The following is a 25,231-nucleotide window of genomic DNA, read 5'->3' on the forward strand; positions in this document are numbered from 1 at the left end:
ACAGCCGACCGGACCGCAGCGATCGCGTTGGACGCGGCGCACGGTAGTGCCGGCAGCGGTGGCGCTGGCTTTTGCCGGAACATTGACTCTGGTTGCGTGCGGGCCGGTTTCGCCCCTCACCACGGGTCACCCGGTCGCGGCGCCGACCGGCGTGGCGACCCAGCCGGTGGACTTCACCACCACACCCAATCTCACCGCGGCCGTGCAGAACGTGGTGCCCGGAATCGTCGACATCGACACCACGCTGGGCCTGCAGAACGGTGAGGCCGCGGGCACCGGCATCGTACTCAGTTCGGACGGAACGGTTCTCACCAATAATCACGTGGTCGAGGGCGCCACCCAGATCTCGGTGACCGACCTCGGCGACGGCCGGACCTATCAGGCCTCGGTGGTGGGCTACGACCGCACCGACGATCTCGCCATCATCAAACTGAGCGGGGCCTCGGGCCTGCAGACCGCGCCGCTGGGCAACTCCGACCAGGTCACGGTCGGCGATACCGTGGTCGGCGTCGGCAATGCCGGCGGTAAGGGCACGCCCACCGCGGCGAGCGGCCGCGTCACCGCGCTCAATCAGGCGATCACCGCCAGCGACGATTCCAGTGGCAGCTCGGAGCAGCTGACCGGGCTCATCCAGGTGTCGGCCAATATCCAGCCCGGTGATTCCGGCGGCCCACTGGTGAACAGCTCCGGCCAGGTGGTGGGCATGGATACCGCCGCATCGAAGGGCTTCCGGTTCGGCCGCGGCGGCAATCAGGGCTTCGCCATTCCGATCAACAAGGCGCAGAGCATCGCTCAGAACATCGAGAACGGTTCGGGCGGCGGCAATATCCACATCGGTGATTCCGCATTCCTGGGCGTCTCCGTCAGTGACGCACAGAGCGGTCAGGGCGCGCTGGTGCGCGGCGTGGTCAACGGCGGTCCGGCCGATTCGCTCGGGCTCACCCAGAATTCGGTGATCACCGCCGTCAACGGCACGAATGTCACCTCGGCGACGGATCTGACCAACACCATGGATCAGTTCCACCCCGGCGACAGCGTCACCATCCACTGGATCGACGGCTCGGGTCAGACCCAGTCGCAGAGTGTGACCCTGGTCAAGGGCCCGGTGGGCTGATCACCCACCCCCGGTCGGAGATGTGAGGAATCGCATCTCCGACCGGGGCCGCGCGGGTGGCAGACTGAGCTTCGTCATAACAACCCGGGGACCCTCACAGGCCTCGAGGCAACGACGAAAGGGACGATGATGTCCGTATCCGATGCGGAAACCCCTGCCTACGGTTCCGCTCCCGCCGCCAAGACCGCCAAGCGCAAGACGCGCGTGCAGCATCTGCAGCAGATGAAGCAGTCCGGCGAGAAGTGGTCGATGCTGACCGCGTACGACTATTCGACCGCGCGACTGTTCGAAGAAGCCGGAATTCCGGTGCTCCTGGTCGGCGATTCCGCCGCCAATGTGGTCTACGGCTACGACACCACCGTGGCCATCACCGTCGACGAGCTCATTCCCCTGGTACGAGGTGTGGTGCGCGGTGCGCCCCATGCACTCGTGGTGGCGGATCTGCCGTTCGGCTCCTACGAGGTTTCGCCCGAGCAGGCGTTCGCCTCGGCGGCCCGCTTCATGAAGGAGGGCGGCGCGCACGCGGTGAAGCTGGAGGGCGGCGAACGCGTCGCCGATACCATCGCCAAACTGACCGCCGCCGGCATTCCGGTCATGGCGCACATCGGTTTCACCCCGCAGAGCGTGAACACGCTGGGTGGTTTCCGGGTGCAGGGTCGTGGTGACGCCGCGGACCAGCTGATCGCCGATGCCATCGCCGTGCAGGAGGCCGGGGCCTTCTCCGTGGTGATGGAGATGGTGCCCGCCGAGCTGGCCGGCCAGGTCACCGGCAAGCTCACCATTCCGACGGTCGGCATCGGCGCCGGCGCGGATTGTGACGCGCAGGTACTGGTCTGGCAGGACATGGTGGGTTACACCTCCGGGAAGACGGCGAAGTTCGTCAAGCAGTTCGGCGATGTGGGTGGCGAATTGCGCAGTGCCGCAGCCGCTTACGCGGACGAGGTGCGGCGTGGCGTGTTCCCCGGCCCGGAGCACAGCTACTGATCGACGCTCGCTCGTAGCCGGGTCCGGCGCCCTCGCGGTTCACCGCGGGGGCGCCTTTCCGTTCCCGGTCGCGCCGATATTCCGGGCCGGGCCATAGCGGGGCCGCATCGCTCGCGGATTCGGCATGAATCCCTCAGACCTCGGCCAGGATTAGATGGCAGACTCGGAGCCAACGCAGCCGGTTCTACCTGAAGGAAGTCCATGCATCGCCGTTGGAAGAGCAGTAGCTGGATCAAGCGCCTACCGCTGGTCGCCGCCGTCACGGCGGTGGTGGCGCTGGTCGCGGCCTGCGGGGGCAACAGCCCGTCCGGGTCCAGCCAAGGTTCCTCGACGCCGCAAACCAGTTCGTCCGCACCCACCACCTCGTCCGGGGTGCAGACCGGTACCCCCGGTACCCCGTTGCAGGTGTCCGACGCCGTCGCGCAGCAGTTGTGCGATCTGATCAAGCCGCAGCTGTCGGACTGGGGGGTGCAGGGGCCGACGCTGGGCAAGATCTCGCTGAATGCCTCGGTGCACGAGTGGGGATTGCGCAACGGCGGCATCAATATCCAGATCCTCAATGACAAAGAGGTGGTGGACCGGGTCATGACGAAGCAGTGCCCCGATGTCCACACGCAGGCGCTGCAGGCACTCGAATTGCAGACCCTCGCCTCGGGACTGGCGTTCTGATGCGCACCCTGTACCCACCGATCGAACCCTACGACCAGGGCATGCTGGATGTCGGTGACGGCCAGCGGATCTACTGGGAGGTCAGCGGCAATCCCGACGGCAAGCCGGTGGTGTTCCTGCACGGCGGGCCGGGTGGCGGCACCGCGCCGTTCCATCGGCGGTTCTTCGATCCGGAGGCGTACCGGATCGTGCTGCTCGATCAGCGGGGTTGCGGGCGTTCGACGCCGCACATCGCGGACGGCGCGAGCCTGGAGCACAACACCACGTGGCATCTGGTGCGCGATATCGAAACCCTGCGAACGCATCTCGGCGTCGAACGCTGGCAGGTGTTCGGCGGCTCGTGGGGTTCCACGCTGGCGCTGACCTACGCGCAGACGCATCCGGACCGGGTGACCGAGCTGGTGCTGCGCGGGATATTCCTGCTGCGCCGCAAGGAAATCGATTGGTACTACAATGGTCCCGCGGGGTACGTGTACCCCGACGAGTGGGAGAAGTTCCTGGCGCCGGTGCCGGAATCCGATCGCGGTAGCGATCTGGTCGAGGTCTATCACCGTCTGCTGCACTCCCCCGACGCACAGCTCGCCACCGACGCGGCCGTCGCGTGGTCAACCTGGGAGGGCGCCACGAGTTCCCTACTGCCCCAACCTGATCGGGTCGCCGAAACCGCCGATCCGCGATTCGCGCTGGCCTTCGCCCGCATCGAGAACCATTACTTCGTGAATCACGGATTCCTGGACGACGGGCAGCTGCTGCGCGATATCGATCGCATCGCCCATATTCCCGGTGTGATCGTGCAGGGCCGCCACGACATCGTGTGCCCGGCGGTCAGCGCCTGGGATCTGCACAAGGCCTGGTCGAATTCGGAGCTGCACCTGGTGCCCGATGCCGGGCACGCGGCCGCCGAGCCGGGCATCACCCATCATCTGGTGGAAGCCACGGACAAGTACAGGACGTAGATGAGTACCACAGCCGGTCCCGCATTGGTCGCCGCCATCGCCGCGGACGTGGACCGGCTGTGTGCCGCGGAACCCGATGTGCGCCAGGATCTTCCGGATTCGGTGCACCGCATGCGGGTCGCCACCCGGCGGCTGCGCAGCGTGCTGCGCTCGTACCGCCGGATCATGCAGCGGCGGCCGATCGGTGAGGTCACCGACGAATTACGGTGGCTGGCCGGACTGCTCGGGGTCGCCCGGGATGCCGAGGTGCGGGCCAACCGGTTCGAGGCCCTGCTGTGCGAGAAGCCCGCGTCCTTCGACGCGAAGACCGTGCCGCTGGGTGAGAAGTCCGCTCCCCGACCGGATTTCGGCACGCGGCTGGTGGCCGACGAGCGCCGCTTCTACGCTGGCGCGCACGCGGCCGTGGTGGACGCCTTCGACAATCGCCGCTACCGCGCCCTCACCGACCGCCTGCACGGCATGATCGCCCAGCCGCCGCTCCGTACCGCCCACGCCGACGAGCCCGCCCGCGAAGTCTTCGCCACCGTCCTCAAACACGATCTGCGCGACCTGCGCCGCTTGGTCCGCATGGAACCGGCGCTGTCGGAGGCCGACCGCGTCGAGCACCTGCACGACATCCGCAAGGCCGCCAAGCGACTCCGCTACTCCGCCGAGGCCGCCGCCGACGTCCTCGGCGAACCGGCCACCGACCTGGCCCGCAATGCCAAACGCCTGCAAACCGTATTGGGTGACCACCGCGACGCCATCGAGGCGTTGCAAACACTCCGCACCCATGCCGCCGACGCCGGCGAATCCGGCTACCAGCGCCTCTGCGACGCCGAGGAAGCGGCCGCCGCCAAGGCCCTGGAGCAATACCCCGATGCCATCGAATTCCTCCGGCATCGACCCCAATTGACGTAGCGCCACAACAACATTCGGGTGATACCCACTACCGGCAGCGGCGGAATCCACCGGAATACCGGAAGGCGGTCCTGGCACGGCCGGGGTCGCGGCGGAGTGGGTGTCGAAGCACTTCGTATCGAGCGCCGGGCCGCATCCGGCGGCCAGGGCACTACGGGTGAGCGCCCGAGTCCATCAGGCCGAGTTGCTCGGTGCGGCCGCCAGTTCGGCGCGCATGCCTTCGATCAGCCAGTGCAGGCCGTGTTCGAAGGCGGCGTCCTCCGCCGCGGCCGCCTCCGCGATGGTGGCGAAACCGGAATGCGCGCCGATCTTTTCGAGCACGGCGGGATCCAGGGCGATGTTCGCGCGCTGCTGCTCCGCGGCGGCGATCCCGATCGCGTAGCCGGACACCGCCGAGAAGGCACGGCCGGCGCCTTCGGCGGTGAAGCCGTCGGTGATGAGCAGCTGGATGAGCGTGTCCAGGTAGGCGAGTTGGTCGGCGGCGGTCGGGCGGGAACGGAACATGAGGATCGCGCCGTCGCGGTGGGTGCGGACGGCCCGGCGCTGGGTGCGGGCCAGGAAGACGAGCCAGTCGTCCCAGCGCTGCCGATGCGGGGCATCGGCGAGGTTCAGGGCGTCGGCGATGATGGCGCGAGCCATTTCGTCGAGCAGTTCCTGCTTGTTGGTGAAGTGGTAGTAGAGCGCGGACGGGTGGACGCCGAGATCCTTTGCGACCCTGCGCAGTGACAATGCCTCCAGGCCGACCTCGTCGAGTTGCGTCAGCGCGACGCGCACTATGGCGTCGCGGTCGAGTCCCGCGGCGGGCATCGCCACCTCTTCCCTACTAGACAGTGTTCAGCTAGCGTACTGGACAGTGTTCACTGAACACTGTCTAGTAAAGGAGTACTTATGAATAACGTCGATATTCCTGCCGGTATCCGGTTCGGCGTGGTGCGCGGCATCAGCTACGGCCTGTTCGGCCCGCCCGACCCGATCGCCGAACCGATACGCGAGCTCGGCGCGGGCGTGATCCGCTGCTACCTGTACTGGTCACAACTGGAACCCGAACCCGGCCACTACGTCTGGGACGCCCTCGACACCCTGCTCGCGGAATTCCCCGGGAACGAGGAAATCTGGATCACCGTCTCCTCCGCCTCGAGATGGGCCACCCGGCGGTCCACCGACTTCCTGCCGCCCTCACCCGCACTCGATCCCGAAGCGTTCGGGGAGTTGGTCCGTCGCCTGGTGGCGCGCGCTCGCGGCCGGGTCACCTACTGGCAGTGCGATAACGAACCGTCGATCCCGATCCTGTGGGCGGGCACCGCCGCCGAATATGCCGGGCAGCTGAAGGTTTTCGCGGCCGCGGTGCGTGAATCCGATCCGTCGGCGCTGGTGGTGATGGGCGGTCAGCCGCCGGGCGGCCCGCGGGAGGGGACCTTCGAGTATCTGACCGAGCATTCCCGCGACGACTTCGACGTTTTCGACATCCATCTCTACGGCGACCCGTACGAGATCCCCGCCCGGGTCGCGGCCGCGCGAGCGTTGATGGCCGCGCACGGCTACCAGAAACCGGTGGTGGCAGGCGAATACAACGGACCGCTGGTAATGCAGTTCCCGGAGGTGTTCACCGTCCTCGGACCGCAGATGGCCGAATTCGGCACGATGATGAACGGACAGGACGAGGCGTGGGTCGCCGATACCCGGGACGCCGACAAGCCGACCCCCGAACACGATGCCATGGTCGCGCTCTACGACCGCATGCCCACGCTGCCACCGCAGCTGCAGATGTTCCTCGCGGACTGCCCGGAAGAGTACGAGCAGCTGCGGCACCGGCAGAACTGCCGGGAGATCGTGATGCGCAATGTGCTGACCCTCGCGACCGGCGTGCGCCGCACCCTGTGCTGGAATCTGGCCCCGGAAACCTCGGGCATGGACGATCGGTACGCGATCATGCATCTGCTGTTCGACAAGTTCAAACTCATGGACTACGCGAACGGCGGTATCTCCCACCGCTATCCGGCCGCCGACACCCTCGCCCTCATCACCGGCCTCCTGCACGACGCCCACGAGGTCGTCCGCCGTGAACTACCGGACCAGCCGGACCTGTACGTCTTCGACATCACCCGCGACCGCGGTCCGCTCGTGGTGGCCTGGGCACGTAATGCGGACGAGTACGCCCCCGCGGTCGATTACCACCACCCCTGGCCCGCCCCGGCCGCACAGGCAGTGGACGCCTACGGGAAGCCGGTGACAGTCACGGTCCGCGACGGCCGGGTACACATCCCGATCTCCCCCACCCCGATCCTCCTCACCGCCTGAGCACGGCGCCTCGCGGCGAGGAGCCGCACCGGCCTCGGCCGGGGGTCGGCGGAACGTGACTGTGCGAGCCGGCCATCCACTCGGGCGTCGTCACGGTCGCGGTCAGCCGGGTGGAGTGGCTTCGGCCTGATAGACGAAAGTGACTGTGCGGGTGGCCGGGTCGGACTCGGCGAGGCGGACCCGGACCTGTTTGCCCTCCGGTGGGGAGCCGAGGCATTTGGCGAGGACCGGCGGGGTGGGGATGAAGATCTCGGCGGGGCGGGTGTGGTTGGCCTCGCGCAGGACGGTGGCGTCGAAGTCGGTGCCCACCCGGGGGACGAGGATGGTGGACTCGGTGAGGTCGATGCAGGCGCGTTCGAGCTTGGCGGAGATCGCGTCGCTGCGGCGCATGGCTTCGGCGGCCGCCTTCAGGCCGTCGCGGACCCATTGCGGGACTTCGATTCCGGCATGGTGCGACAAGCAGATCTCGGTGGCGTAGCGGTCGGCCAGGCGGCGCAGCGGGGCGGTCACATGGGCGTAGGGCGCGCCGATCGCACTGTGCTGCACGCTGTCCGGCGCCTGACCGTTCAGCACGGTGTAGGAGGCGCCGCGCAGCAGGCTGGTCGCCTCCGACATCAATACCAGCGCGGCCGGTGTATTGGGGTCGAGCCCGGCCAGCATCCGTCCCGCGGATTCGCGCGCGGGCCAGTCGACGCCGAGCGCGGCGGCCGTGCGCCGCATGGAATCGACGGCCCCGGCGGGCGCGGGCGGCATGGTGCGCAGCAGCCCGGGATATTCCGGATTACCGTTCGCCGCAGTCGTTTCGACCGGCGCCGGGGTCGCCGCTGTATCGGCCGCCGACGTTTCGGCAGCGGAGGCCGCGATGGTTTTGCCGGACGCCCCGGAGTTATGGGCATCGAGCATAATTCGAGCGGCGCACATTCCGGTCAGGAGCGAAACCTGCTCATTCCAGTCGTCCACCGCGGTGCGCGGTTCGACCACCAATTGCCAATGGTTGATTCCGGTTTGCTCGGGACCGTCGCGCACCACACTCTGCGCGGGCAGGCGCAGATTTATTGCGCCGCGCCGCAGACCGGCCTCGATGCGCAAGCGGCCGAATTCCGGCAGGGCCGCCAAGGCCGGATGCAATCGATTCGCGTCGGCGTCGGCTTGCACTCCGGCGTAATCCAGGCGTGCACGAGAGCGCACCAGCGCACGCGTCACCGAATAACGCACGGGCTCGGCGAGTTCATCGCATTCGATGGTCCAGAGGGCAGCCGGGCGGTCCCGATCCGGGAGCAGGCTGGCGCGGTCCTCGGACAGCACCTGCGGGTGCAACGGGATGAGTCCGTCGGGGAGATAGAGGGTCTGGCCGCGGGCCAGGGATTCGCGATCGAGGGGCCCGCCGGGAACGACCACGGCGGCCACGTCTGCGATGGCGTAATAGAGCAGGAAACCGGTCGGGGTGCGCGCCACGTACAGCGCCTGATCCAGATCCATGGCGCCCGGCGGATCGATGGTGACCAGCGGAATCTCGCGGCGATCGACCCGATCGCCCGCGAACGCGTCCACCGCGTCGCGGGCTTCCGAGACGGCCTCGGACGGGTAGCCCGAGGCCAATCCGAATTCGGTTCGGACAGCACCGAAATCGACCGGCGCCGACACGATCCGCTGGTGCAGTTCCACTGCGGTGCGCTGTCCCTTACTTGAGGGCGAGCATGGTGCCGTTCAACTGATCGAACGGGCCATAGACGGTGAACACGACACGACCGTTCGGATACTGCGACGACAACGCCGCGGCAGAATCCAGCGACTCCCCGAAGGACGCCGCCGAGGGGTGGGGCAGGCCCGCGATAGCCTGACCGATGTGGGAGTTCGCCACCCACTGCGTATCCGCCGGGGTGAGATCGACCTCGACCCCGCCCGGCACCGGAGTCACCGCGAACGCCGAAGCGTTTCCGGCACCCAGCACCAACGAAACGGAAGCGGCAGCAGCAAGGAGCGCACCTGCTGCCAGTTTGCGAGCAATTCGCATTTAGACGAGACCTGCTTTCCGACGTTTGTCGAGCCCTTCGCCCGTTGCGATCGCAACGGATCTTTCCAACGCGCAACACTTTATGACGCCGATCACGTTCGGGGCCAGTTCCGGGCCGATCACCCCGCTCGACACGCCGAGCCGCGCCGATAGCGCCACGTGGCGCGTCGTCATTCTCTTCCAAACGGCAGAACTTTGCACAGTGAGAAGGGAGCGGCGTCCGTCACGTCGCTCCCTTCCCGGTCGATTCCCGGGACCGACTAATTACCGCGCAAGCCCTGCGGATACTTGGCGCTGAAGGCCTTGAACGCGTACGCGATACCGAACAACACCACGATGGCCGCCGGTTGGACTAGACCCGCCATGGTCGTACCTCATTCTTCATCAGGTTGTGCCTCAGGCTGTTCCGCCGTCGGCTGCGTGGCCTGCTCGAGCGCGGCCACGTCGTCATGCCCGGATTCGAGCGCGCCGCGCCCGGACTCCGGGGCGCCCGCGCCGAGCGCCGGGCCGGCCGCCGGGGTGCCTTCCGCCGGCGCCGGGGCGGCCGGCTGGGCCGCCGTTTCGGCGGGCGCTGCCGCGGCGGCGGGTGTCGAGCGCTCCAGGAAGCGCAGCAGCTCCACCGGGAACGGCAGGACCAGTGTCGAATTCTTCTCGGCCGCAACCTGAACGACGGTCTCCAGGAACCGCAGCTGCAGGGCGGCCGGCGCCTCGGACATATTGGACGCGGCCTCGGCCAGTTTCTTCGAGGCCTGCAGCTCGCCCTCGGCGGAGATGATGCGGGCGCGCCGTTCGCGCTCCGCCTCGGCCTGCCGCGACATGGACCGCTTCATCGAATCCGGCAGTGCCACATCCTTGATCTCCACCCGATCGATGTGCACACCCCACCCGAGCGCCGGATTGTCGATCATGATCTCCAGCCCTCGATTGAGCTGTTCCCGATTCGACAGCAGATCGTCCAGCTCGCTCTTCCCGATGATCGACCGCAACGAAGTCTGCGCCACCTGCGCCACAGCGAACAGATAATCCTGCACCTCGACGATCGCCCGCTGCGGATCGATCACCCGGAAATAGACGACGGCATCCACCCGAACCGTCACATTGTCCCGGGTGATCCCCTCTTGCGCGGGCACCGGCATGGTCACCACCTGCATGGAAACCTTGCGCATCTTGTCCACCCCCGGAATGAGCATCCGCATTCCGGGTTCCCGCACGGCCCGCACCCGCCCCAACCGGAAAACAACCCCCTTCTCGAACTGCGTGACTACTCGCACCCCCGATGCAGCCACCAATCCCGCCAGGACGACCAACGCCCCCAGCCAAGCGATGATCAGATACAGAACATCCATGGTTCGCTCCGCGAAAATACAACCGCGCCAGCGGAAATCCGCCGGTGTGACTTCCATCATGTCACCGAAAGATCGTCAACGCGACGAGAAACCAAACCCCGCGACCCATACGATCGCGGGGTTTCAGAGGCTTGCCCCGGAGAGGCTCCACCCCATCACGGCCGGGGTTTCAGGGACTTGCCCCTGAGAGGCTCCATCCCATCACGGCCGGGGTTTCAGGGGCTTGCCCCTGAGAGTTACGAGAGTTGTCTCAAACTCTCGTTTGGGGCGGACGAGTCGGTCTGTAAGCCGGATCCTGTCCCCGGTGCGAACACCGGGTGGCGACCATCCATCTGGACACACCGTTGCCGGGTGCCTCGAGCGGTCCACCCGCAGGCTCGGGCGAGCAGCCCTCGAACGCCTGCGCAGCCGCACTCTCGCGAGTCCGGCCTTCGACCTTGCTCCGGGCGGGGTTTACCTAGCCGTGCCGGTCACCCGGCGCGCTGGTGCGCTCTTACCGCACCGTTTCACCCTTACCGGCGGTGCGCTTCTCGCGAAGCGCGGCCCACCGGCGGTCTGTTCTCTGTGGCACTGTCCCGCGGGTTACCCCGGGTTGCCGTTAGCAACCGCCCTGCTCTCCGGAGTCCGGACTTTCCTCGGCGAGGGGCGGCGGCACAAGCGTGCCCGTTCCTCTCGCCGCGGCCGCCCGACCGACTCGTCCGCGGCCACCAAGGTACCGTAGTGCGCCATGGAGCGTGTGGAGGTGGGGTTCTCTTCGGGTGGCGACCAGTGTGCTGGTTGGCTGTATCTCCCCGATGGACCGCCGAGGCCGCGACCGCTCGTGGTCATGGGGCACGGGCTGGGGGCGGACCGTGAGATGGGGTTGGACCGGTATGCGCGGCGTTTCGCGTCGGCGGGCATGGCGGCGCTGGCCTTCGACTATCGGCATTTCGGCGCCAGCGAGGGTGAACCCCGCCAAGTGATCAATATCGGCCGGCAGCGCGCCGACTGGCATGCGGCGATCGCATTCGCACGCACCATCCGCGGCATCGACGCCACCCGAATCGCACTGTGGGGCAGTTCCTTCGGCGGCGGGCATGTGCTGTCGGTGGCGCCGGACGATCACTACATCGCGGCGGTGGTGGCGCAGTGCCCGTTCACCAGTGGCTGGTCCTCGGCCCTGGCGAAAGGCCCGCTGAGCCTGATCAAAACCGGCACCATGGCGCTCACCGATCAGATCATCGGACCCGTCATCCGCCGCCCGATCCGCGCGCGCCTGGCCGGCAAGAAGCACTCAGCCGCCTTGATGAGCGCGCCCGACGTGCCGGAGGGTTACGGCCGCCTGGCCGAGGAGAGCGACCACTATCGCCCGAAAGTCCCCGCCAGAATCGGCATGTCGACCTTGTTCGACAATCCGGCCCGCCGCGTCAAGGAAATCAAGGCGCCCGTCCTGTACGCGGTCTGCGACAACGACACGGTCGCCCCCGCCGGCCCCACCCTGAAAGCCGCCGAACGCACCAAGCACGCAGTCGTGAAGCGCTACCCCATAGGCCATTTCGACATCTACTTCGACGACTGGTTCGAAAAAGCCGTCTACGACCAAACAGAATTCCTCATGGCCGTCCTCCGCCCCTGACCCTCATCGAGAGGTCAGAGGTATGAGGTGTCGTTGACGAGGCGGACGGATGCGCCGCCGTCGGGGTAGAACTCGGCGATGGAGAGTGAGGCCAGGTCGAGGTGCAGGCGGTACAGCAGTGCGGGCCCCACCCCGAGCGCCAGCTGCAACAGTGTCTTGATCGGCGTGACGTGGCTGACCACAAGCACATTCGCGCCGGGATACAACGCCACAAGGTCCCGCCGCACGCCTTCGACGCGCTCGCGCACCTGATCGAAGCTCTCCCCGCCCGGCGCCGGCACCGAAGGATCCCCCAGCCACCGCGCATGCAGTTCCGGATCGTGTTCCCGTGCCTCGGTGAAGGTCATCCCTTCCCACGCACCGAAATCCGTCTCGATGAGCCCGTCGAGCACCCGCACCGGCACCCCCAGCGCCCGGCCCGCGGCCTCCGCCGTCTCCCGAGCCCGCCCCAAAGGCGACGACACGATGGCCGCGATCCCGCCCTTACCCGCAAGCCTTTCCGCCGCCCGCGCAGCCTGTTCCCGCCCCAACTCCGTCAGCGCCGGATTCCCCCGCCCCGAATACCGCCGCTGCACCGACAATTCCGTCTGCCCATGCCGCAACAGCAAGAGCCGTGTCGGCCGACCGACGGCCCCGGTCCATCCGGGAGACCCCGCCCCGGCCGTAGTGGCGTCGCCGGTCACTGTCCGCGAGGCCGAGTCATCGCCCAGGGAAACGGATTCCGCCATGCTCCCGGTGTCGGCCGTCGCGGGCGCATTGTCCTCGGCAGCGTGCCCCGCGGGGATGTCGTCGGCGAGGGTGCGTGAAGCGGCGTCGTCGCGGAGGGAGACAGATTCGGCCATTTTGCCGGTGTCGGCGGATCGCTCGGCGGCGGTTTCGTCGGCCAGGGCGGTGCGGACTTCGTCGACGGTGTGGGCGTCGTCCATGGCTTCGTTGGCGAGGCGGTCGGCGTGTTTGTTTTCTTTGCGGGGGATCCAGGTGAAGGTGACGCGGTCGAAGCCGGCGACGAGGCGGCGGGCGCGGTCGGCCAGGGGAATCATGGCCTCGTGCTTGACTTTCCAGCGGCCGGACATCTGCTCGACGACGAGTTTGGAGTCCATGCGGACGTCGACCCGGCGGGCGCCGAGTTCGGCTGCCGCTTCCAATCCCGCTATGAGGCCGCGGTATTCGGCGACATTGTTGGTGGTCCTGCCGAGGAATTCCTTGCGCTCGGCCAGTACCTGCGCGTGGTCGGCTGCCCATACCACCGCGCCGTAGCCCGCGGGTCCGGGATTGCCCCGGGATCCGCCGTCGGCTTCGATGATCACGGCCTCGGTCACCACTGTTCCTCCATGCCAGTCTCGGTTCGGGTTCGAAGCCCGGTCGCGCCGCGGCAGAAGGGCCGCCGCGCGCCGGGTCTCAGAGCGCGCGGCGGGCTGTCACAGCCCGGATTGCTTGGTGCGCACCAGGATTGCGTTGCATTCGGGGCAGCGGACGACCACGTCGGCCGCGGTCTGGGTGATGCGGGAGATCTCCCCGCGGTCGAGTTCGATCCGGCAGGCGCCGCAGCGGCGGGCCTGTAGCAGGGCGGCGCCGACACCGAAGCCGGCGCGCTGCTTCTCGTAGGCGGCGATCAGGTCGGCGGGGAAGCCGCCGCTGAGTGCGGCCCGGTCGGATTCGCAACGCTGCTGGGCGACCTTGAGATCGGCGAGGGCGTCGTCGCGGCGGCGTTCGGCGTCGACCAGGTCCTGTTCGGCCTGATCGAGGTTGGCGCCGGCGTGATCGTGGTTGGCGGAGGCGGCCTCGCGGCGCTCCATGACGTCGATCAGTTCGTCCTCGAGGACGGTGCGGCGGCGTTCCAGGCTGCCCAGTTCGTGCTGCAGTTCGGAGAGCTGCTTGGCATTGACCGAGCCGGCGGTGAGCAGGCCGCGGTCGCGTTCCTCACGCTTGCGGACGGCTTCGATCTCGCCTTCGAGTTTGCGGATGTCGCGGTCCAGGTCGTCGATGATGATCTCGACCTTCACCGCCGCGTCCTTGCGGGTAGTGCGTTCGGCCTCGAGCCGCTGCACTTCCTGTTCTTCGGGAAGCACCTTGCGGCGATGTTCGATCCGGGTCAGCTCGGCGTCGACGGCGGCGAGGTCGAGCAGCTTGGACTGGATCGATGGTTCGGCATTCAACGCGGAAGGTCTCCTGGACGCTATGGACGATTCAAGACTCCCACCCTACAAGGCTGGAGCGCCCCGATTGTCCAACCAGGCCATAACCAGCACAAACGATCGCGGTGGCCGGTCAGCGCCGGAAATTCGACGGACGGCTTCGGGCCGCATGTGACAACCTCTGGTCATGGCTGAGCATGTTTACGAGGTCGAGACGACCTGGTCGGGCGCGACCACCGGTTACCGGTCCTACTCCCGCAATCACGAACTGCTGACCGCGGGCCGGCCGCCGATCCTCGCCACCGCCGACCCGAAGTTCCGCGGCGACAAGGATCGGTGGAATCCCGAACAGCTGCTGGTCGCGTCACTGTCCGACTGTCACATGCTCTGGTATCTGCACCTGTGCGCGGAGGCGGGCGTGGTCGTCACCGGCTACCACGACCGGGCGGTCGGTGTCATGAACGATGAGCGATTCCAGCAGGTCACCCTGCGCCCCGAGGTGACCGTCAGCGAGCCCGGCATGGTCGAGACCGCCGAACGCCTGCATCATGACGCGCACGCGAAATGCTTCATCGCGAACTCGGTGAACTTCCCCGTCACGCACGAGCCGAAGATCGTCACCGGCTAGCAGTCGGCGGCGCCGATCGTCCACGGGTCGGTGCGGTTCTCGGAGACCCGGGTTTCCAGGCCCGGGTGTGCCTTGCCGACAATGTCCTGCGCCTGTGCGCACCAAGGGAATTCGGTGGCCCAGTGCGCGGCGTCGATCAGGGCCGGCCCGCCGGCGCGCAGATGCTCGTCGGCGGGGTGGTGCCGCAGGTCCGAGGTGACGTAGGCGTCCACGCCGAGCCGCGCGACCTTGCCGAGGAAGGAGTCGCCCGCACCGCCGCACACGGCGACCCGGCGAATGATCCGATCCGGGTCACCGGCCGCGCGCACACCCCAGGTGGTGGCGGGCAGCCCGGCGCGGACGCGAGCGGTGAACTCACGCAAGGTCTCCGGGACCGCCAGCTCACCGATGCGGCCGATACCGAGCGACGACGGCAGGGCGGCGCGCTCTGTCACGTGATAGGCCGGTTCCTCGTACGGATGTGCGGCCCGCAACGCTTGCAGCACGGCTGTCCGCCGCGAGGGCGGGGCGATGACTTCGATGCGGTCCTCGTCCACGGTGTGCAGTTCCCCGATCGCGCCCAGCGCCGGATTCGCGCCGTCGAGGGGCCGGAACTGGCTGGTGCCCGCCACCTTCCAGGCCGCGTCGTCGTAGTGCCCGCCGGTGCCCGCGCCGGCGGCGAAGAGGGCGGCGAGCACCTTCTCGGTGTCGCCGTGCGGGACCTGCACCACCCAGGTGTCCACGGCGGTAAGCGGTTTCGGATCCAATGCCCCGGTCACCGTCAATCCGACGGCGTGCGCGAGCGCATCCGAAACGCCGGGATCGGCGGAGTCGGCATTGGTGTGCGCGGTGAACAGCGCACAGCCGGAGCGGATGAGCCGATGCAGCAGTGCGCCTTTCGGGGTGTCCGCGGCGACGGTGTCGACGCCGCGCAGCAGCAGCGGGTGATGCACCACCAGCGCCTGCGCGCCCCAGGCGATGGCCTCGGCGACGACGGCCGCGGTGGCGTCCACGGCGAACAGCACGCGCGACACCGGTTCGGCGGGATCGCCGCACACCAAGCCGACCGAATCCCAGGATTCGGCCAGTCGCGGCGGATAGGCCGCATCCAGCGTCGCAATGAGATCCGCGAGTCGTACCGCCGTCACCACAGAACCTCCTCCTGGACTTTTACCCACGTCCTCACACTCCGATTTCGGCGATGGCCGCCACCAGGCGGTCCACTTCCGTGGCGGGCCGCACCGCGACCCGCAGGAATCCGGATTCCAATCCCGGAAATGTATCGCCCCGGCGGACCGCGATTCCCTTGTCCGCCAATTTCTTCCGCAATAATTCCGCATCGGGCACGCGGAGCAGCAGGAACGGTGCGGCCGCGGGCTCGTGCACCCCGAGGCCGAGCGCCCGCAGCCGGGGGATCATGGCCGCCCGGTCGGCGGCGATGACCTCGGCCTTCCGCTGCGTCTCGGCCACGGCGCCGGCAGTGGCGGTCGCCGCGATGGCCTCCAATTGCAATGTCCCCAAAGGCCAATGCGCCCGCCCGTGACTCAACTGCTCCAGCACGGCCGGGTCGCCCAGCAGATACCCGCACCGCAACCCCGCGAGCGCCCAGGTCTTGGTGAGACTCCGCAATACCAGTACATCCGGAAGGCTCTCTCCGGCAAGCGATTCCGCTTCTCCCGGCACCGCGTCGATAAATGCCTCGTCCACAACCACGATCCGCCCCGGCCGCCGCAGCGCGCGAATGTGCTCGGCCGCATGCAGTACCGACGTCGGATTGGTCGGATTCCCCACCACCACGAGATCCGCCGCCTCGGGCACCACGGCCGACGCGAGCGTGTACGGCGCCGCCAGCACCACCCGCGCCACCGGAACCCCGGCCTCGCGCAGCGCCAATTCCGGCTCGGTGAAAGACGGATGAATCAGCGCGGCCAGCCGCGACCCGAGCCGCGGCAACATAGCGAATCCCTCGGCCGCCCCGGCAAGCAGCAGCACTTCCTCGACCCGCCGCCCGTGCCGGGCAGCCACGGCCGTCCGTGCAACGCGCTCATCCGACTCCCCCGGATACCGCCCGAGCTCCCCCAGCCGCCCCGCCAGCCGCTCCCGCAACCATTCCGGCGGCCCGCTCCCCTGCACGTTCACCGCGAAATCGACCATTCCCGGCCCGGTCTCGACGTCCCCGTGATGCCGCAATTTGGCCCGATCCGCCTCCCCCAGGGCGGACGCCGGACGATCGGCGGAAGTGTCGTGCGCGTGCCCGGCCGCCGGGGTCGAGTGACCTCCGGATGGGTGGGGTTCGCGGTTGTCCGCGGTGGTGTCGGGCACAGCCATCCACCCTACGTGGCCGTGGATTGCGGGGACCGGACAGAATGGCTGTCGTGGGTGAGCTGCATGTGACCTTCGTGTGTACCGGGAACATCTGCCGGTCCCCGATGGCCGAGAAGATTTTCGCCGCGCACCTCGAGCGGGCCGGGCTGGCCGATCGGGTGCGGGTGAGCAGTGCCGGGACCGGTGGCTGGCATGTCGGCGACGAGGCGGATCCGCGCACGACCCGTGAGTTGCGCACGCACGGTTATCCGGTCGGGCATCGGGCGGCGGTGGTCGGCGACGATCATCTGGACGCGGATCTGGTGGTCGCGCTCGATACCGGGCACGAACGCGAGCTCGCGCACCTGGGTGTGCCGCGGGAGCGGTTGCGGCTGCTGCGCAGTTTCGATCCGGCGGCGGACGGGCGTTCGGTGCCGGACCCGTATTACGGCGATCAATCCGATTTCGCGCTGGTGCGCGAGCAGACCGAGGCCGCGATGCCCGGCCTGCTGGCGTGGGTGCGCGAGCAGCTCGGCGAACCGGTTCGAGGCGAGGACGCATGAGTTCGAAGGTCGGCTCGAAGGTTTCGGTCTTGCGGCGCTTCACGTTCCTGCTGCGACCCGGCTGGGTGATTCTGGCGCTGGTGGTCGCGGCCTTCGCGTACCTGTGTTTCTCGGTGCTGGCGCCGTGGCAGCTGGGTAAGAACACCACGACCTCGGCGCGTAATCAGCGCATCGAGGATTCGGTGACCGCGGCGCCCGTGGATGTGACCACCATGCTGAGCGGATCCGGCAAGAACACCGAGTGGCGGCGCGTCACCGCGGACGGCACGTACGTTCCCGGAACGACCGTCCTGGTGCGACTGCGTCACCTGAACGATCAGCCCGCGTACGGCGTGCTGAACGCCTTCCGCCTGACCGACGGCCGGACCTTGCTGGTGGACCGCGGCCTGGTCTCCTCCCCGGACGGCGGCACCCGGCTGCCGCAGATCGCCGAGCCGCCCGCCGGCGCCCAGCATCTCGAGGCCCGCGTCCGCGCCTCGGAGGGCGTCATCGCGAACAAGCCGCCCATGACCGAGAGCGGCTACCGCCAGGTGTACACGAACGACACCGAGCAGATGTCCACCCTCCTCGGCATCCCGCTCACCCCCATCCCCACGGACGGTCGCGGCGGCTACCTGCAGCTGGCGGAGAACCAGCCGGGCGCCTTCACCCCGACCCCGCTCCCCCAGCTCGACTCCGGCCCTTACCTCTCGTACGGCCTGCAATGGCTGGCCTTCGGCATCATGGCGCCCTTGGGTCTCGGCTATTTCGTCTTCGCCGAGATCCGCGCCCGCCGCCGCGAACGCGCGGAAACGGCGGAACAGCCGCAGCCGCAGCCGGTTTCCACCGGCCCCGGCCCGTCCCCCGCGACAGTGGCAGAGAGCGTCGACACCGAATCCGAGCCCGCCGCACCGAAGGTCGTCACGAACGAGGCCCGCCTGGCCGACCGCTACGGCGGCACCCGCCGGTGACGGTCCCGGCTTTATAGGCCGTAGCGATGTGTGGGTTAGCCTCGCCGAATGCGTAAGGGGACTGCTCGCGCGGCCGGGCTGCTACTGGGTTTCGCGCTGGATCGCGTGCTGGGTGATCCGCGGCGCGGGCATCCGGTGGCCGGGTTCGGTTCGGTAGCGCAGGTTTTGGAGCGGTGCACGTATCGGGACAGTCGCGCCGCGGGGATCGTGCACGAGGTGGTGCTGGTGGGCGCGGCCGCCGGGCTCGGCGCCGGGTTGCAGCGGACGCTGGGTGCGCGGGCTGCCGGTGAGGTGCTGGTGACGGCGGCCGCGACCTGGACGGTGCTGGGCGGCACCACCTTGGCCAAGACCGGGCACGTCATGGCGGACCGGCTGGAGAGCGAGGATCTGGAAGCGGCCCGGGCGCTGTTGCCTTCATTGTGCGGGCGGGATCCCGAGGCGCTGGACGCCGACGGGCTGGCGCGGGCGGCCTTGGAGTCGATTGCGGAGAACACCTCGGATGCGACTGTCGCACCGCTGTTCTGGGGCGCGATCGCCGGAGTGCCGGGCCTGCTGGCTTATCGCGCGATCAACACGCTCGATGCGATGGTCGGGTACCGGAACGAACGCTACGAGAATTTCGGCTGGGCGGCCGCGCGGACGGATGATTTCGTTAATTTGGGTCCGGCTCGGTTCTCGGGAGTCCTGACAGCTGCGCTCGCACCCATGGTCGGTGGCCGCCCGGCCGCAGCATGGCGCGCTTGGCGACGGGATGCCGCGCAACATCCGAGCCCGAATGCCGGTGTGGCCGAGGCCTCGATGGCGGGCGCGCTCGGCGTGACCCTGGGTGGTCGCACGCAATACCGCCATGGCGTGGAGATGCGTCCCACGCTCGGCGACGGCCCGGCGCCCCGCGTCCCCGATCTGCGACGCGCCGTCCGCCTCTCCGAGGCCGTGCAGTTGGCGGCCGCTCTCACTGCCGCGGCGCGAGCAGCCATACACGGCTGAACCACCACGACCGCGCACCTGCCGCACACGGCTGACCACCGCGCCCTCGCACCGGTCGCCGAACCCCGCGCTACGCCCCGGACCTCGGGAATGTCACAGTTGCGGGAGTGGTTTCGTCGGTTCGGTGTCAGGTTCGCCCGGATGGGCGAGGAGAAGCGAGCGGTGAGGCGGCTATGAGCAACGACGAACGCACCGGTGTGCCCGATCAGGCGGAACTGGCGCGCCGGTTCGAGGAGCATCGGGCGTATCTGCGGCGGGTCGCGTACAGCACACTGGGCAGCCTGACCGATGCCGATGACGTGGTCCAGGAGGCGTGGCTGCGACTGCAGCGCTACTACGAAACCTCCCCGGACGGTGTGGAGATCGAGAATCTGCGCGCCTGGCTGACCACGGTGACGGGCCGGCTGGCCCTGGACTATCTGGGTTCGGCGCGGGTGCGGCGCGAACAGTATGTGGGCGAATGGCTCCCGGAGCCGGAGGTCACCTCCTGGGATGATCCGGCGGACCGGGTCTCGCAGGACGAGCGGGTCACGACGGCCCTGCTGGTGGTGCTGGAGTCGTTGTCCCCGGCCGAGCGGACGGCCTTCGTACTGCAGGATGTGTTCGGCATGACCGGTCCGGAGGTGGCCGAGGTGGTGGGCCGTACCCCGGCGGCGGTGCGGCAGTTGGCTTCCCGCGCGCGCAAGCATGTGGAGTCGGGCACGCCGCGTTTCCCGGCGGATCCGGCCGAGCACGAGAAGGTGGTGTCCGCGTTCGCGGTCGCCTGGCGCTCCGGTGATCTGAGCGCCCTGCTGGGCCTGCTGGATGCGAATGTCACCTTCACCTCCGATGGCGGCGGCAAGGTGCTGGCGTTCCGGCATCCGCTGCACGGTGCGGGCACGGTGGCCGATACGCTGCTGGGCTTCCTGCGGTACATGACGGATACCGGTGCGGCGTGGGGTCGTTCGGTGCTGGTCAACGGCCGGCCGGGCCTGGTGGTGTTCGATGGCTCGTTCCTGGGCGTCTTCTCGTTCACCATCGACAATGGCCGCATCACCAAGCTCGATGTGGTCCGCAATCCGGACAAGCTGCACAACCTGCCGCTCGACGGCGAGCCGGATTGGCTGCTGGACAACGGTTCCCCGGAAGCGAACTGATCGCTCAGGAAACTCGCCCGACGGGATGGAGGCCGTGCGCGGCCGCCACCTCGGGCGAGTACAGCCGTCCCGCGTCGGCGGTGAAGCCCTGGGCCAGACCCGGATCGGCATTGCAGGCCGCCTGCCAGCCCAGGTCCGCGATGGCGCGGGCGTACGGCAGCGTGACATTGGTGAGCGCCACGGTCGAGGTGTGCGGCACCGCCCCGGGCATATTGGCCACGCAGTAGAACAGTGAATCCGCCACCCGGAAGGTGGGTTCGGCATGTGTGGTCGGGTGCGAACTCTGGAAACACCCGCCCTGATCGATGGCGATATCCACCAGTACCGATCCGGGCCGCATCCCGGCGACGAGGCTGTCGGGCACCAGTTTCGGCGCCCGCGCACCGGGCACCAGTACCGACCCGATCACCAGATCGGCCCCGAGCACGGCCTTCTCGACCTCGGCGGCATTGGATCCGAGCGTGGTGATGCGCCCGTCGAACCGGGCGTCGAGTTCCCGCAACCGCGCGATATTGGTGTCCAGCACCGTGACTCGCGCCCCCATCCCGACGGCCACCGCGGCGGCATTGCTGCCCGCCACGCCGCCGCCGAGCACCACGACAGCGGCGGGCCGCACCCCCGGGACCCCGCCCAGCAACAATCCGGCGCCACCTTGCGGCGACATCAGGTGATACGCCCCGACCTGACTGCCGAGCTTCCCCGCCACCTCGCTCATGGGCGCGAGCAGCGGCAGCGTCCCGCCCGGCCCGCGCACGGTCTCGTAGGCAATGGCGGTGATCCCGGACCGGAGAATCGCGTCGGTGCATTCCCGCGAGGCGGCCAGGTGCAGGAAGGTGAACAGCACCTGCCCGGCCCGCATACGCGAATACTCCTCGGCAATGGGCTCTTTCACCTTCAGCACGAGTTCCGCGACGCCCCACACCTCGTCGGCGGTCCCCGTGATCCGAGCCCCGGCGGCGAGGTAGTCGGCGTCGCCGAATCCGGACCCGGCTCCCGCCCCGGCTTCCACGACCACCTCGTGCCCGTGCCGCGTCAGTTCCCCGGCCCCGGCCGGCGTGAGCGCGACTCGATATTCCTGCGGTTTGACCTCCCGCGGCACCCCGATCTGCATACCGCCATCGTGACCCACCGGAGTCCCGCTCGCCATGAGCGCCACGACCCGATTTGGCTCGCGGCAATCTGGTAGCTATCCGCGCTACACGTCATTCGCAGCGCCACGGCTGCGAGGCCCCCGCAAACAGCGGGGGCCTCGCGGTACCGGGGTGTCGTCGCCTATACGGAGACCGTGAAGGTTTCGCCGGCGACGGGGATGCGCAGTTGTGCTGCGCGACCGGCGTAGTGGAAGTTGCGGGACAGGTAGTCGAGGGTCTCGGAGAAGTGGGCCCAGCCTTCGGCGTGCACGGGGATGATCAGCGCGTCGCCCAGGACGGCGGCGGCCTGGACCGCGGTGCGGCCGTTGAGGGTGACGTCACTGTCGCCGAAGCGGCCGGGGTTGGCGGCGCCGACATTCAGGATGGCGACGTCGATGCGGCCGATGCGGCCGACGATCTGCTCGACCCGGTCGACGGCGGCATTGTCGCCGGATACGTAGACGGTGGGCAGGCCGGGGCTCTGCAGGACGAAGCCGGTGACCACGCCGGAGAGGGGCTCGCAGCCCTCGGGTCCGTGCAGGGCGGGAACACCGGTGACGGTCACGTCGCCGATCTGCGTGGTGGCCCAGTTCTCCAGGCCGACAACGCCTTCGATGCGCGCGGCGGCGTCGGGGGTGGACAGCACCTGTCCGGCGCTGGGGAGCAGAGCGCGGCCGCTGTTGTCGAGGTTGTCGGCGTGCTGGTCGTGCGAGAGCAGTACCACGTCGATCTGCCCGATCTCGGAGACCGGCACCGCGGGCCCGGTCAGCTTGTGCAGGACGACGCCGCCTTCATAGTCGCCGGGCTCGTCGAAGGTGGGGTCGATGAGCCAGGTCAGGTTGCCGTAGCGGAAGCGCACGGTGGGTCCACCGATGTGCAGGATGTCGATGGTGCCGGTGGCGGTGGTGTCGATCGCGTTGCTCATGGGAAAGAGTTTGGTACGGAATGCCCGTCACCCCAAGTGGCCCGAAGGCCGCTTATCGCTAAAATCGGGCCATGCACGAAGTGGCCGTCCTGGCGAGCGATCGGATCAGCCCTTTCCACCTGTCGGTGCCGAGCCTGGTGTTCGGCCGGGTCGGCGCGGGCGAGGAGGCCGGATCACCCTATGACGTGCGGGTCTGCGCCGAGTCGCCCGGAATCATCAGCACGCCTGCGGGTTTCGATATCACGGTGCATCACGGCCTGGAGGTCATGGATACCGCGCAGACCGTGGTCATCCCCAGCTGGCGCCGCGAGCTGCCGCTGTCGAGCCCGGCGCGCGAGGCCCTGCATCGAGCGCATGCGCGCGGGGCCCGCATCGTCGGCCTCTGTCTGGGCGCGTACGCGGTGGCCGCGAGCGGCCTGGCCGACGGACGCGAGATCACCACGCACTGGTCTGCCGCAGCGGATCTGGCCCGCACCTACCCTGCGGTCCGGGTGCGAGCCGACACGTTGTGGTCGGATGACGGCGATATCGTCACCTCCGCCGGTACGGCCGCGGCGCTGGATTGCTGCCTGCATCTGGTGCGCGCCGATCACGGCAGTCGGGCCGCCGCCGAGCTGGCGCGCCGCCTGGTACTGGCCCCGCATCGCAGCGGTTCGCAGGCGCAGTACATCCCGTTCGCGATCCCCGACGCCGCGGCGGACGATCCGATCGAGCATGCGATGGTCTGGGCGCGAACGCATCTCGACCAGGCGATCGATCTGGACGGCTGGGCGCGGACCGCGCTGATGTCGCGCCGCACTTTCACGCGTCGTTTCCGTGACCGCACCGGTAGCAGTCCGCAGCAGTGGCTATTGCAGCAGCGCGTGGATCGTGCCCGTCTGCTGCTCGAATCCACCGATGACACCATGGACCGGGTGGCGGCGGATGCGGGTCTGGGCACCGCGGTGAACCTGCGTCATCATTTCCATCGCACGCTGGGTATGAGCCCGGCCGCGCATCGGTCCCTGTTCCGGTCCCATTCCGGGCAGGCGCTAAGTTCTCGATCATGAGGATTCAGCTGGGTGAGCACGCGCCGGAGATCGACGAGAGCGCGTGGATCGCGCCGAACGCCACCATTGTCGGCCGGGTGCGGCTGGAAGCCGAAGTGAGCGTGTGGTATTCGGCGGTGCTGCGCGGCGATATGGATGCGATCAGCGTGGGTGCGCGCAGCAATATCCAGGACGGTTGCGTGCTGCATGCCGATCCGGGTTTCCCGTGCACGGTGGGTGCGGGAGTGTCGGTGGGGCACAATGCGATTCTGCACGGCTGCACGGTGGGTGACGATGTGCTGGTCGGCATGGGTGCGACGGTGCTGAACGGCGCGGTGATCGGCGCGGGCAGCCTGATCGCGGCGAATGCGCTGATTCCGGAGGGGATGCAGGTGCCGCCGGGTTCGCTGGTCGCGGGTGTGCCGGGCAAGGTGCGGCGGGAGTTGAGCGAGCCGGAGCTGGAGCGGATTCGCGTGAATGCCGCTGCGTACCTTTACAACACGAGCCTGCACCGGGACGGTCAAGAGTTGTGACTGAAGGGGGTCTGTGAGAAGCGCCACACTGAACAAGCGACCATATAACTCCGCTGCTAGCATCGTGCCCAGTGTGCTAGCAGGAGGGTGCAACGGTGGCGTACGAGCAGGACAGTATGCACCGACGGCGGATCAGTGTCGCGGATATCGCGGCCCAGCCGGGGGGTATCGAGGCGCTACAGCGCCGGGTTCACGAACTGCGTTCCAATGGGATCGATTTCGCGGCGAACACGATCGAACGCGAGATGCGGGCCTTCGACGTCCGCTGACCTCGGCGCCACCCGGATAGATCGGTTCGGCACGATCATGCCGATGCGGCGGTGAGATAATGCGGCTCTAACTCTTGGCCGCCTCACCGCAGCGTCGCGGATGCCAACCGATCGACTGGAGACTCGATGCCGTCCGTTCCCACCATCCTGCAACGCATCCTGGAGAAGCCCCGCGCCGAAGGCGAACAGCTTTTGGAGAGCGCGCTTTCCGCGTTCCTGGACTTCGGCATCAAGCGGACCAGCATGGGTGAGATCGCCCGCCGCGCCGGCATCAGCCCTGCCACCCTGTACCGGCGGTTCGAATCCAAGAACGAACTCGTGGAAGCGGTCGGTGTCCGCGAGGCGCAGCGCTTCGTCGCCGAGATCGATCAGCGGGTGCAGCAGGTCTCGCGCGACGGCTCGACCGTGGAGGACCAGCTGGTCGAGATCTTCGTCGCGTTCATCACCCTGCTGGCGAACAACAAACTGGTGCAACGGCTCCTGCGCACCGAACCCGATGTGATCCTCCCCCGGCTCACCACCCAGGCGGGCCCGGTGCTGGCCGTGGGCCGCACTTACCTCGCCGAAAAGCTCCGCGCGCTACAGATTTCCGGCACGGTCCCGAATTTCGACGCCGATCTGGTCGCCGAAGTCCTTGCCCGCCTCGGCCACTCACTGGTACTGACGCCGGACGGCCTCATTCCCCTCGCCGACGAACAGGCCGCCCGCGATTTCGCCCGTCGCACCATGCTCCCCATGATCGGCATGCAAACCGTCTGAGTTCGCGCG

General features: G+C 68.3%; 26 protein-coding genes and 1 other RNA gene. 16 read left to right on the forward strand and 11 right to left on the reverse strand.

Annotated features, from left to right (window positions below; translation table 11 throughout):
* Window positions 1-46: 46 nt before the first annotated feature.
* From ACIP5Y_RS09590 to ACIP5Y_RS09610, 5 genes are all read left to right on the forward strand, one after another.
* Window positions 47-1,114 carry a S1C family serine protease gene (locus ACIP5Y_RS09590; RefSeq protein WP_400349288.1) on the forward strand — a complete coding sequence of 356 codons (1,068 nt, stop codon included), beginning with the start codon at window positions 47-49 and terminating at the stop codon, window positions 1,112-1,114.
* A gap of 129 nt (window positions 1,115-1,243) precedes the next feature.
* Window positions 1,244-2,098, forward strand: a complete 855-nt coding sequence (gene panB, locus ACIP5Y_RS09595) for a 3-methyl-2-oxobutanoate hydroxymethyltransferase (RefSeq protein WP_400351214.1) — start codon at window positions 1,244-1,246, stop codon at window positions 2,096-2,098.
* Window positions 2,099-2,299: 201 nt separating this feature from the next.
* A complete protein-coding gene (locus ACIP5Y_RS09600; protein ID WP_400349289.1) occupies window positions 2,300-2,767 on the forward strand; it encodes a hypothetical protein in 468 nt (155 codons plus the stop codon).
* Window positions 2,767-3,723, forward strand: coding sequence for a prolyl aminopeptidase (pip, locus tag ACIP5Y_RS09605; RefSeq protein ID WP_400349290.1), 957 nt, complete (start codon window positions 2,767-2,769; stop codon window positions 3,721-3,723). The genes ACIP5Y_RS09600 and pip overlap by 1 nt, the downstream gene beginning before the upstream one ends.
* Window positions 3,724-4,623 (forward strand): CHAD domain-containing protein, encoded by a 900-nt coding sequence (locus ACIP5Y_RS09610; RefSeq protein ID WP_400349292.1) that lies wholly within the window; start codon window positions 3,724-3,726, stop codon window positions 4,621-4,623.
* Window positions 4,624-4,797: 174 nt separating this feature from the next.
* Here ACIP5Y_RS09610 and ACIP5Y_RS09615 read toward each other — a convergent pair whose 3' ends face one another.
* Window positions 4,798-5,430 carry a TetR/AcrR family transcriptional regulator C-terminal domain-containing protein gene (locus tag ACIP5Y_RS09615; protein ID WP_400349294.1) on the reverse strand — a complete coding sequence of 211 codons (633 nt, stop codon included), beginning with the start codon at window positions 5,428-5,430 and terminating at the stop codon, window positions 4,798-4,800.
* 81 nt (window positions 5,431-5,511) lie between these two features.
* Between ACIP5Y_RS09615 and ACIP5Y_RS09620 the strand changes: the two genes are divergently transcribed.
* Window positions 5,512-6,921: a hypothetical protein gene (locus tag ACIP5Y_RS09620; RefSeq protein ID WP_400349295.1), complete on the forward strand. Its 1,410-nt coding sequence runs from the start codon at window positions 5,512-5,514 to the stop codon at window positions 6,919-6,921.
* 102 nt (window positions 6,922-7,023) lie between these two features.
* Here ACIP5Y_RS09620 and ACIP5Y_RS09625 read toward each other — a convergent pair whose 3' ends face one another.
* The 4 genes from ACIP5Y_RS09625 to rnpB all read right to left on the reverse strand — a co-directional run bounded on the left by ACIP5Y_RS09625 (window position 7,024) and on the right by rnpB (window position 10,978).
* Window positions 7,024-8,586: an RNB domain-containing ribonuclease gene (locus tag ACIP5Y_RS09625; RefSeq protein ID WP_400349296.1), complete on the reverse strand. Its 1,563-nt coding sequence runs from the start codon at window positions 8,584-8,586 to the stop codon at window positions 7,024-7,026.
* Window positions 8,587-8,602: 16 nt separating this feature from the next.
* Window positions 8,603-8,872, reverse strand: coding sequence for a hypothetical protein (locus tag ACIP5Y_RS09630; RefSeq protein ID WP_397015500.1), 270 nt, complete (start codon window positions 8,870-8,872; stop codon window positions 8,603-8,605).
* Window positions 8,873-9,309: 437 nt separating this feature from the next.
* Window positions 9,310-10,266, reverse strand: a complete 957-nt coding sequence (locus tag ACIP5Y_RS09635) for a slipin family protein (RefSeq protein ID WP_400351215.1) — start codon at window positions 10,264-10,266, stop codon at window positions 9,310-9,312.
* 283 nt (window positions 10,267-10,549) lie between these two features.
* Window positions 10,550-10,978: RNase P RNA component class A (rnpB, locus tag ACIP5Y_RS09640), an RNA gene on the reverse strand.
* A 30-nt stretch (window positions 10,979-11,008) separates the two neighbouring features.
* Here rnpB and ACIP5Y_RS09645 point away from each other — a divergent pair.
* Window positions 11,009-11,896 carry an alpha/beta hydrolase gene (locus tag ACIP5Y_RS09645; RefSeq protein WP_400349297.1) on the forward strand — a complete coding sequence of 296 codons (888 nt, stop codon included), beginning with the start codon at window positions 11,009-11,011 and terminating at the stop codon, window positions 11,894-11,896.
* Window positions 11,897-11,910: 14 nt separating this feature from the next.
* Here ACIP5Y_RS09645 and ACIP5Y_RS09650 read toward each other — a convergent pair whose 3' ends face one another.
* Complete coding sequence (locus ACIP5Y_RS09650) at window positions 11,911-13,218, reverse strand: bifunctional RNase H/acid phosphatase (protein ID WP_400349298.1); 1,308 nt, start codon at window positions 13,216-13,218, stop codon at window positions 11,911-11,913.
* Window positions 13,219-13,314: 96 nt separating this feature from the next.
* The gene (locus ACIP5Y_RS09655; RefSeq protein WP_400349299.1) at window positions 13,315-14,052 is read right to left on the reverse strand and encodes a zinc ribbon domain-containing protein; all 738 of its coding nucleotides are present in this window, start codon (window positions 14,050-14,052) and stop codon (window positions 13,315-13,317) included.
* Between the two features lie 166 nt (window positions 14,053-14,218).
* Here ACIP5Y_RS09655 and ACIP5Y_RS09660 point away from each other — a divergent pair, with 166 nt between their 5' ends.
* Window positions 14,219-14,659, forward strand: coding sequence for an OsmC family protein (locus ACIP5Y_RS09660; protein WP_400349301.1), 441 nt, complete (start codon window positions 14,219-14,221; stop codon window positions 14,657-14,659).
* Here the strand turns inward: ACIP5Y_RS09660 and ACIP5Y_RS09665 are convergent.
* The gene (locus tag ACIP5Y_RS09665; RefSeq protein WP_400349302.1) at window positions 14,656-15,786 is read right to left on the reverse strand and encodes a Nif3-like dinuclear metal center hexameric protein; all 1,131 of its coding nucleotides are present in this window, start codon (window positions 15,784-15,786) and stop codon (window positions 14,656-14,658) included. The genes ACIP5Y_RS09660 and ACIP5Y_RS09665 overlap by 4 nt on opposite strands.
* A 34-nt stretch (window positions 15,787-15,820) precedes the next feature.
* Window positions 15,821-16,852 (reverse strand): Rv2231c family pyridoxal phosphate-dependent protein CobC, encoded by a 1,032-nt coding sequence (gene cobC / locus ACIP5Y_RS09670; RefSeq protein ID WP_400351216.1) that lies wholly within the window; start codon window positions 16,850-16,852, stop codon window positions 15,821-15,823.
* 152 nt (window positions 16,853-17,004) lie between these two features.
* Between cobC and ACIP5Y_RS09675 the strand changes: the two genes are divergently transcribed.
* From ACIP5Y_RS09675 to sigJ, 4 genes are all read left to right on the forward strand, one after another.
* Window positions 17,005-17,505 carry a low molecular weight protein-tyrosine-phosphatase gene (locus ACIP5Y_RS09675; protein WP_400349303.1) on the forward strand — a complete coding sequence of 167 codons (501 nt, stop codon included), beginning with the start codon at window positions 17,005-17,007 and terminating at the stop codon, window positions 17,503-17,505.
* Window positions 17,506-17,534: 29 nt separating this feature from the next.
* Window positions 17,535-18,455 (forward strand): SURF1 family protein, encoded by a 921-nt coding sequence (locus tag ACIP5Y_RS09680; RefSeq protein WP_400351217.1) that lies wholly within the window; start codon window positions 17,535-17,537, stop codon window positions 18,453-18,455.
* A gap of 48 nt (window positions 18,456-18,503) precedes the next feature.
* Window positions 18,504-19,442: a cobalamin biosynthesis protein gene (locus ACIP5Y_RS09685; protein ID WP_400349304.1), complete on the forward strand. Its 939-nt coding sequence runs from the start codon at window positions 18,504-18,506 to the stop codon at window positions 19,440-19,442.
* A 173-nt stretch (window positions 19,443-19,615) separates the two neighbouring features.
* A complete protein-coding gene (sigJ, locus tag ACIP5Y_RS09690; RefSeq protein ID WP_400349305.1) occupies window positions 19,616-20,578 on the forward strand; it encodes an RNA polymerase sigma factor SigJ in 963 nt (320 codons plus the stop codon).
* A 4-nt stretch (window positions 20,579-20,582) separates the two neighbouring features.
* Here the strand turns inward: sigJ and ald are convergent, their stop codons facing one another.
* Complete coding sequence (gene ald, locus ACIP5Y_RS09695) at window positions 20,583-21,689, reverse strand: alanine dehydrogenase (protein ID WP_400349306.1); 1,107 nt, start codon at window positions 21,687-21,689, stop codon at window positions 20,583-20,585.
* Window positions 21,690-21,850: 161 nt separating this feature from the next.
* Window positions 21,851-22,633, reverse strand: coding sequence for an MBL fold metallo-hydrolase (locus ACIP5Y_RS09700; RefSeq protein WP_400349307.1), 783 nt, complete (start codon window positions 22,631-22,633; stop codon window positions 21,851-21,853).
* Window positions 22,634-22,704: 71 nt separating this feature from the next.
* On the opposite strand from ACIP5Y_RS09700, the gene ACIP5Y_RS09705 reads away from it, so the two are divergent.
* The 4 genes from ACIP5Y_RS09705 (at window position 22,705) to ACIP5Y_RS09720 (ending at window position 25,222) form a co-directional block, all read left to right on the forward strand.
* Window positions 22,705-23,682, forward strand: coding sequence for a GlxA family transcriptional regulator (locus ACIP5Y_RS09705; RefSeq protein ID WP_400349309.1), 978 nt, complete (start codon window positions 22,705-22,707; stop codon window positions 23,680-23,682).
* Window positions 23,679-24,194 (forward strand): gamma carbonic anhydrase family protein, encoded by a 516-nt coding sequence (locus ACIP5Y_RS09710; RefSeq protein WP_400349310.1) that lies wholly within the window; start codon window positions 23,679-23,681, stop codon window positions 24,192-24,194. Before ACIP5Y_RS09705 ends, ACIP5Y_RS09710 begins: the two co-directional genes overlap by 4 nt.
* 95 nt (window positions 24,195-24,289) lie before the next feature.
* Entirely contained in the window at window positions 24,290-24,463 is a 174-nt protein-coding gene (locus ACIP5Y_RS09715) for a hypothetical protein (RefSeq protein ID WP_400349311.1), read from the forward strand.
* A gap of 126 nt (window positions 24,464-24,589) precedes the next feature.
* Window positions 24,590-25,222: a TetR/AcrR family transcriptional regulator gene (locus tag ACIP5Y_RS09720; protein WP_400349313.1), complete on the forward strand. Its 633-nt coding sequence runs from the start codon at window positions 24,590-24,592 to the stop codon at window positions 25,220-25,222.
* Window positions 25,223-25,231 lie beyond the last annotated feature (9 nt).

Origin of the sequence: Nocardia sp. NPDC088792 (assembly GCF_044750615.1) — a bacterium.
In the GTDB taxonomy this organism is placed as follows: domain Bacteria; phylum Actinomycetota; class Actinomycetes; order Mycobacteriales; family Mycobacteriaceae; genus Nocardia.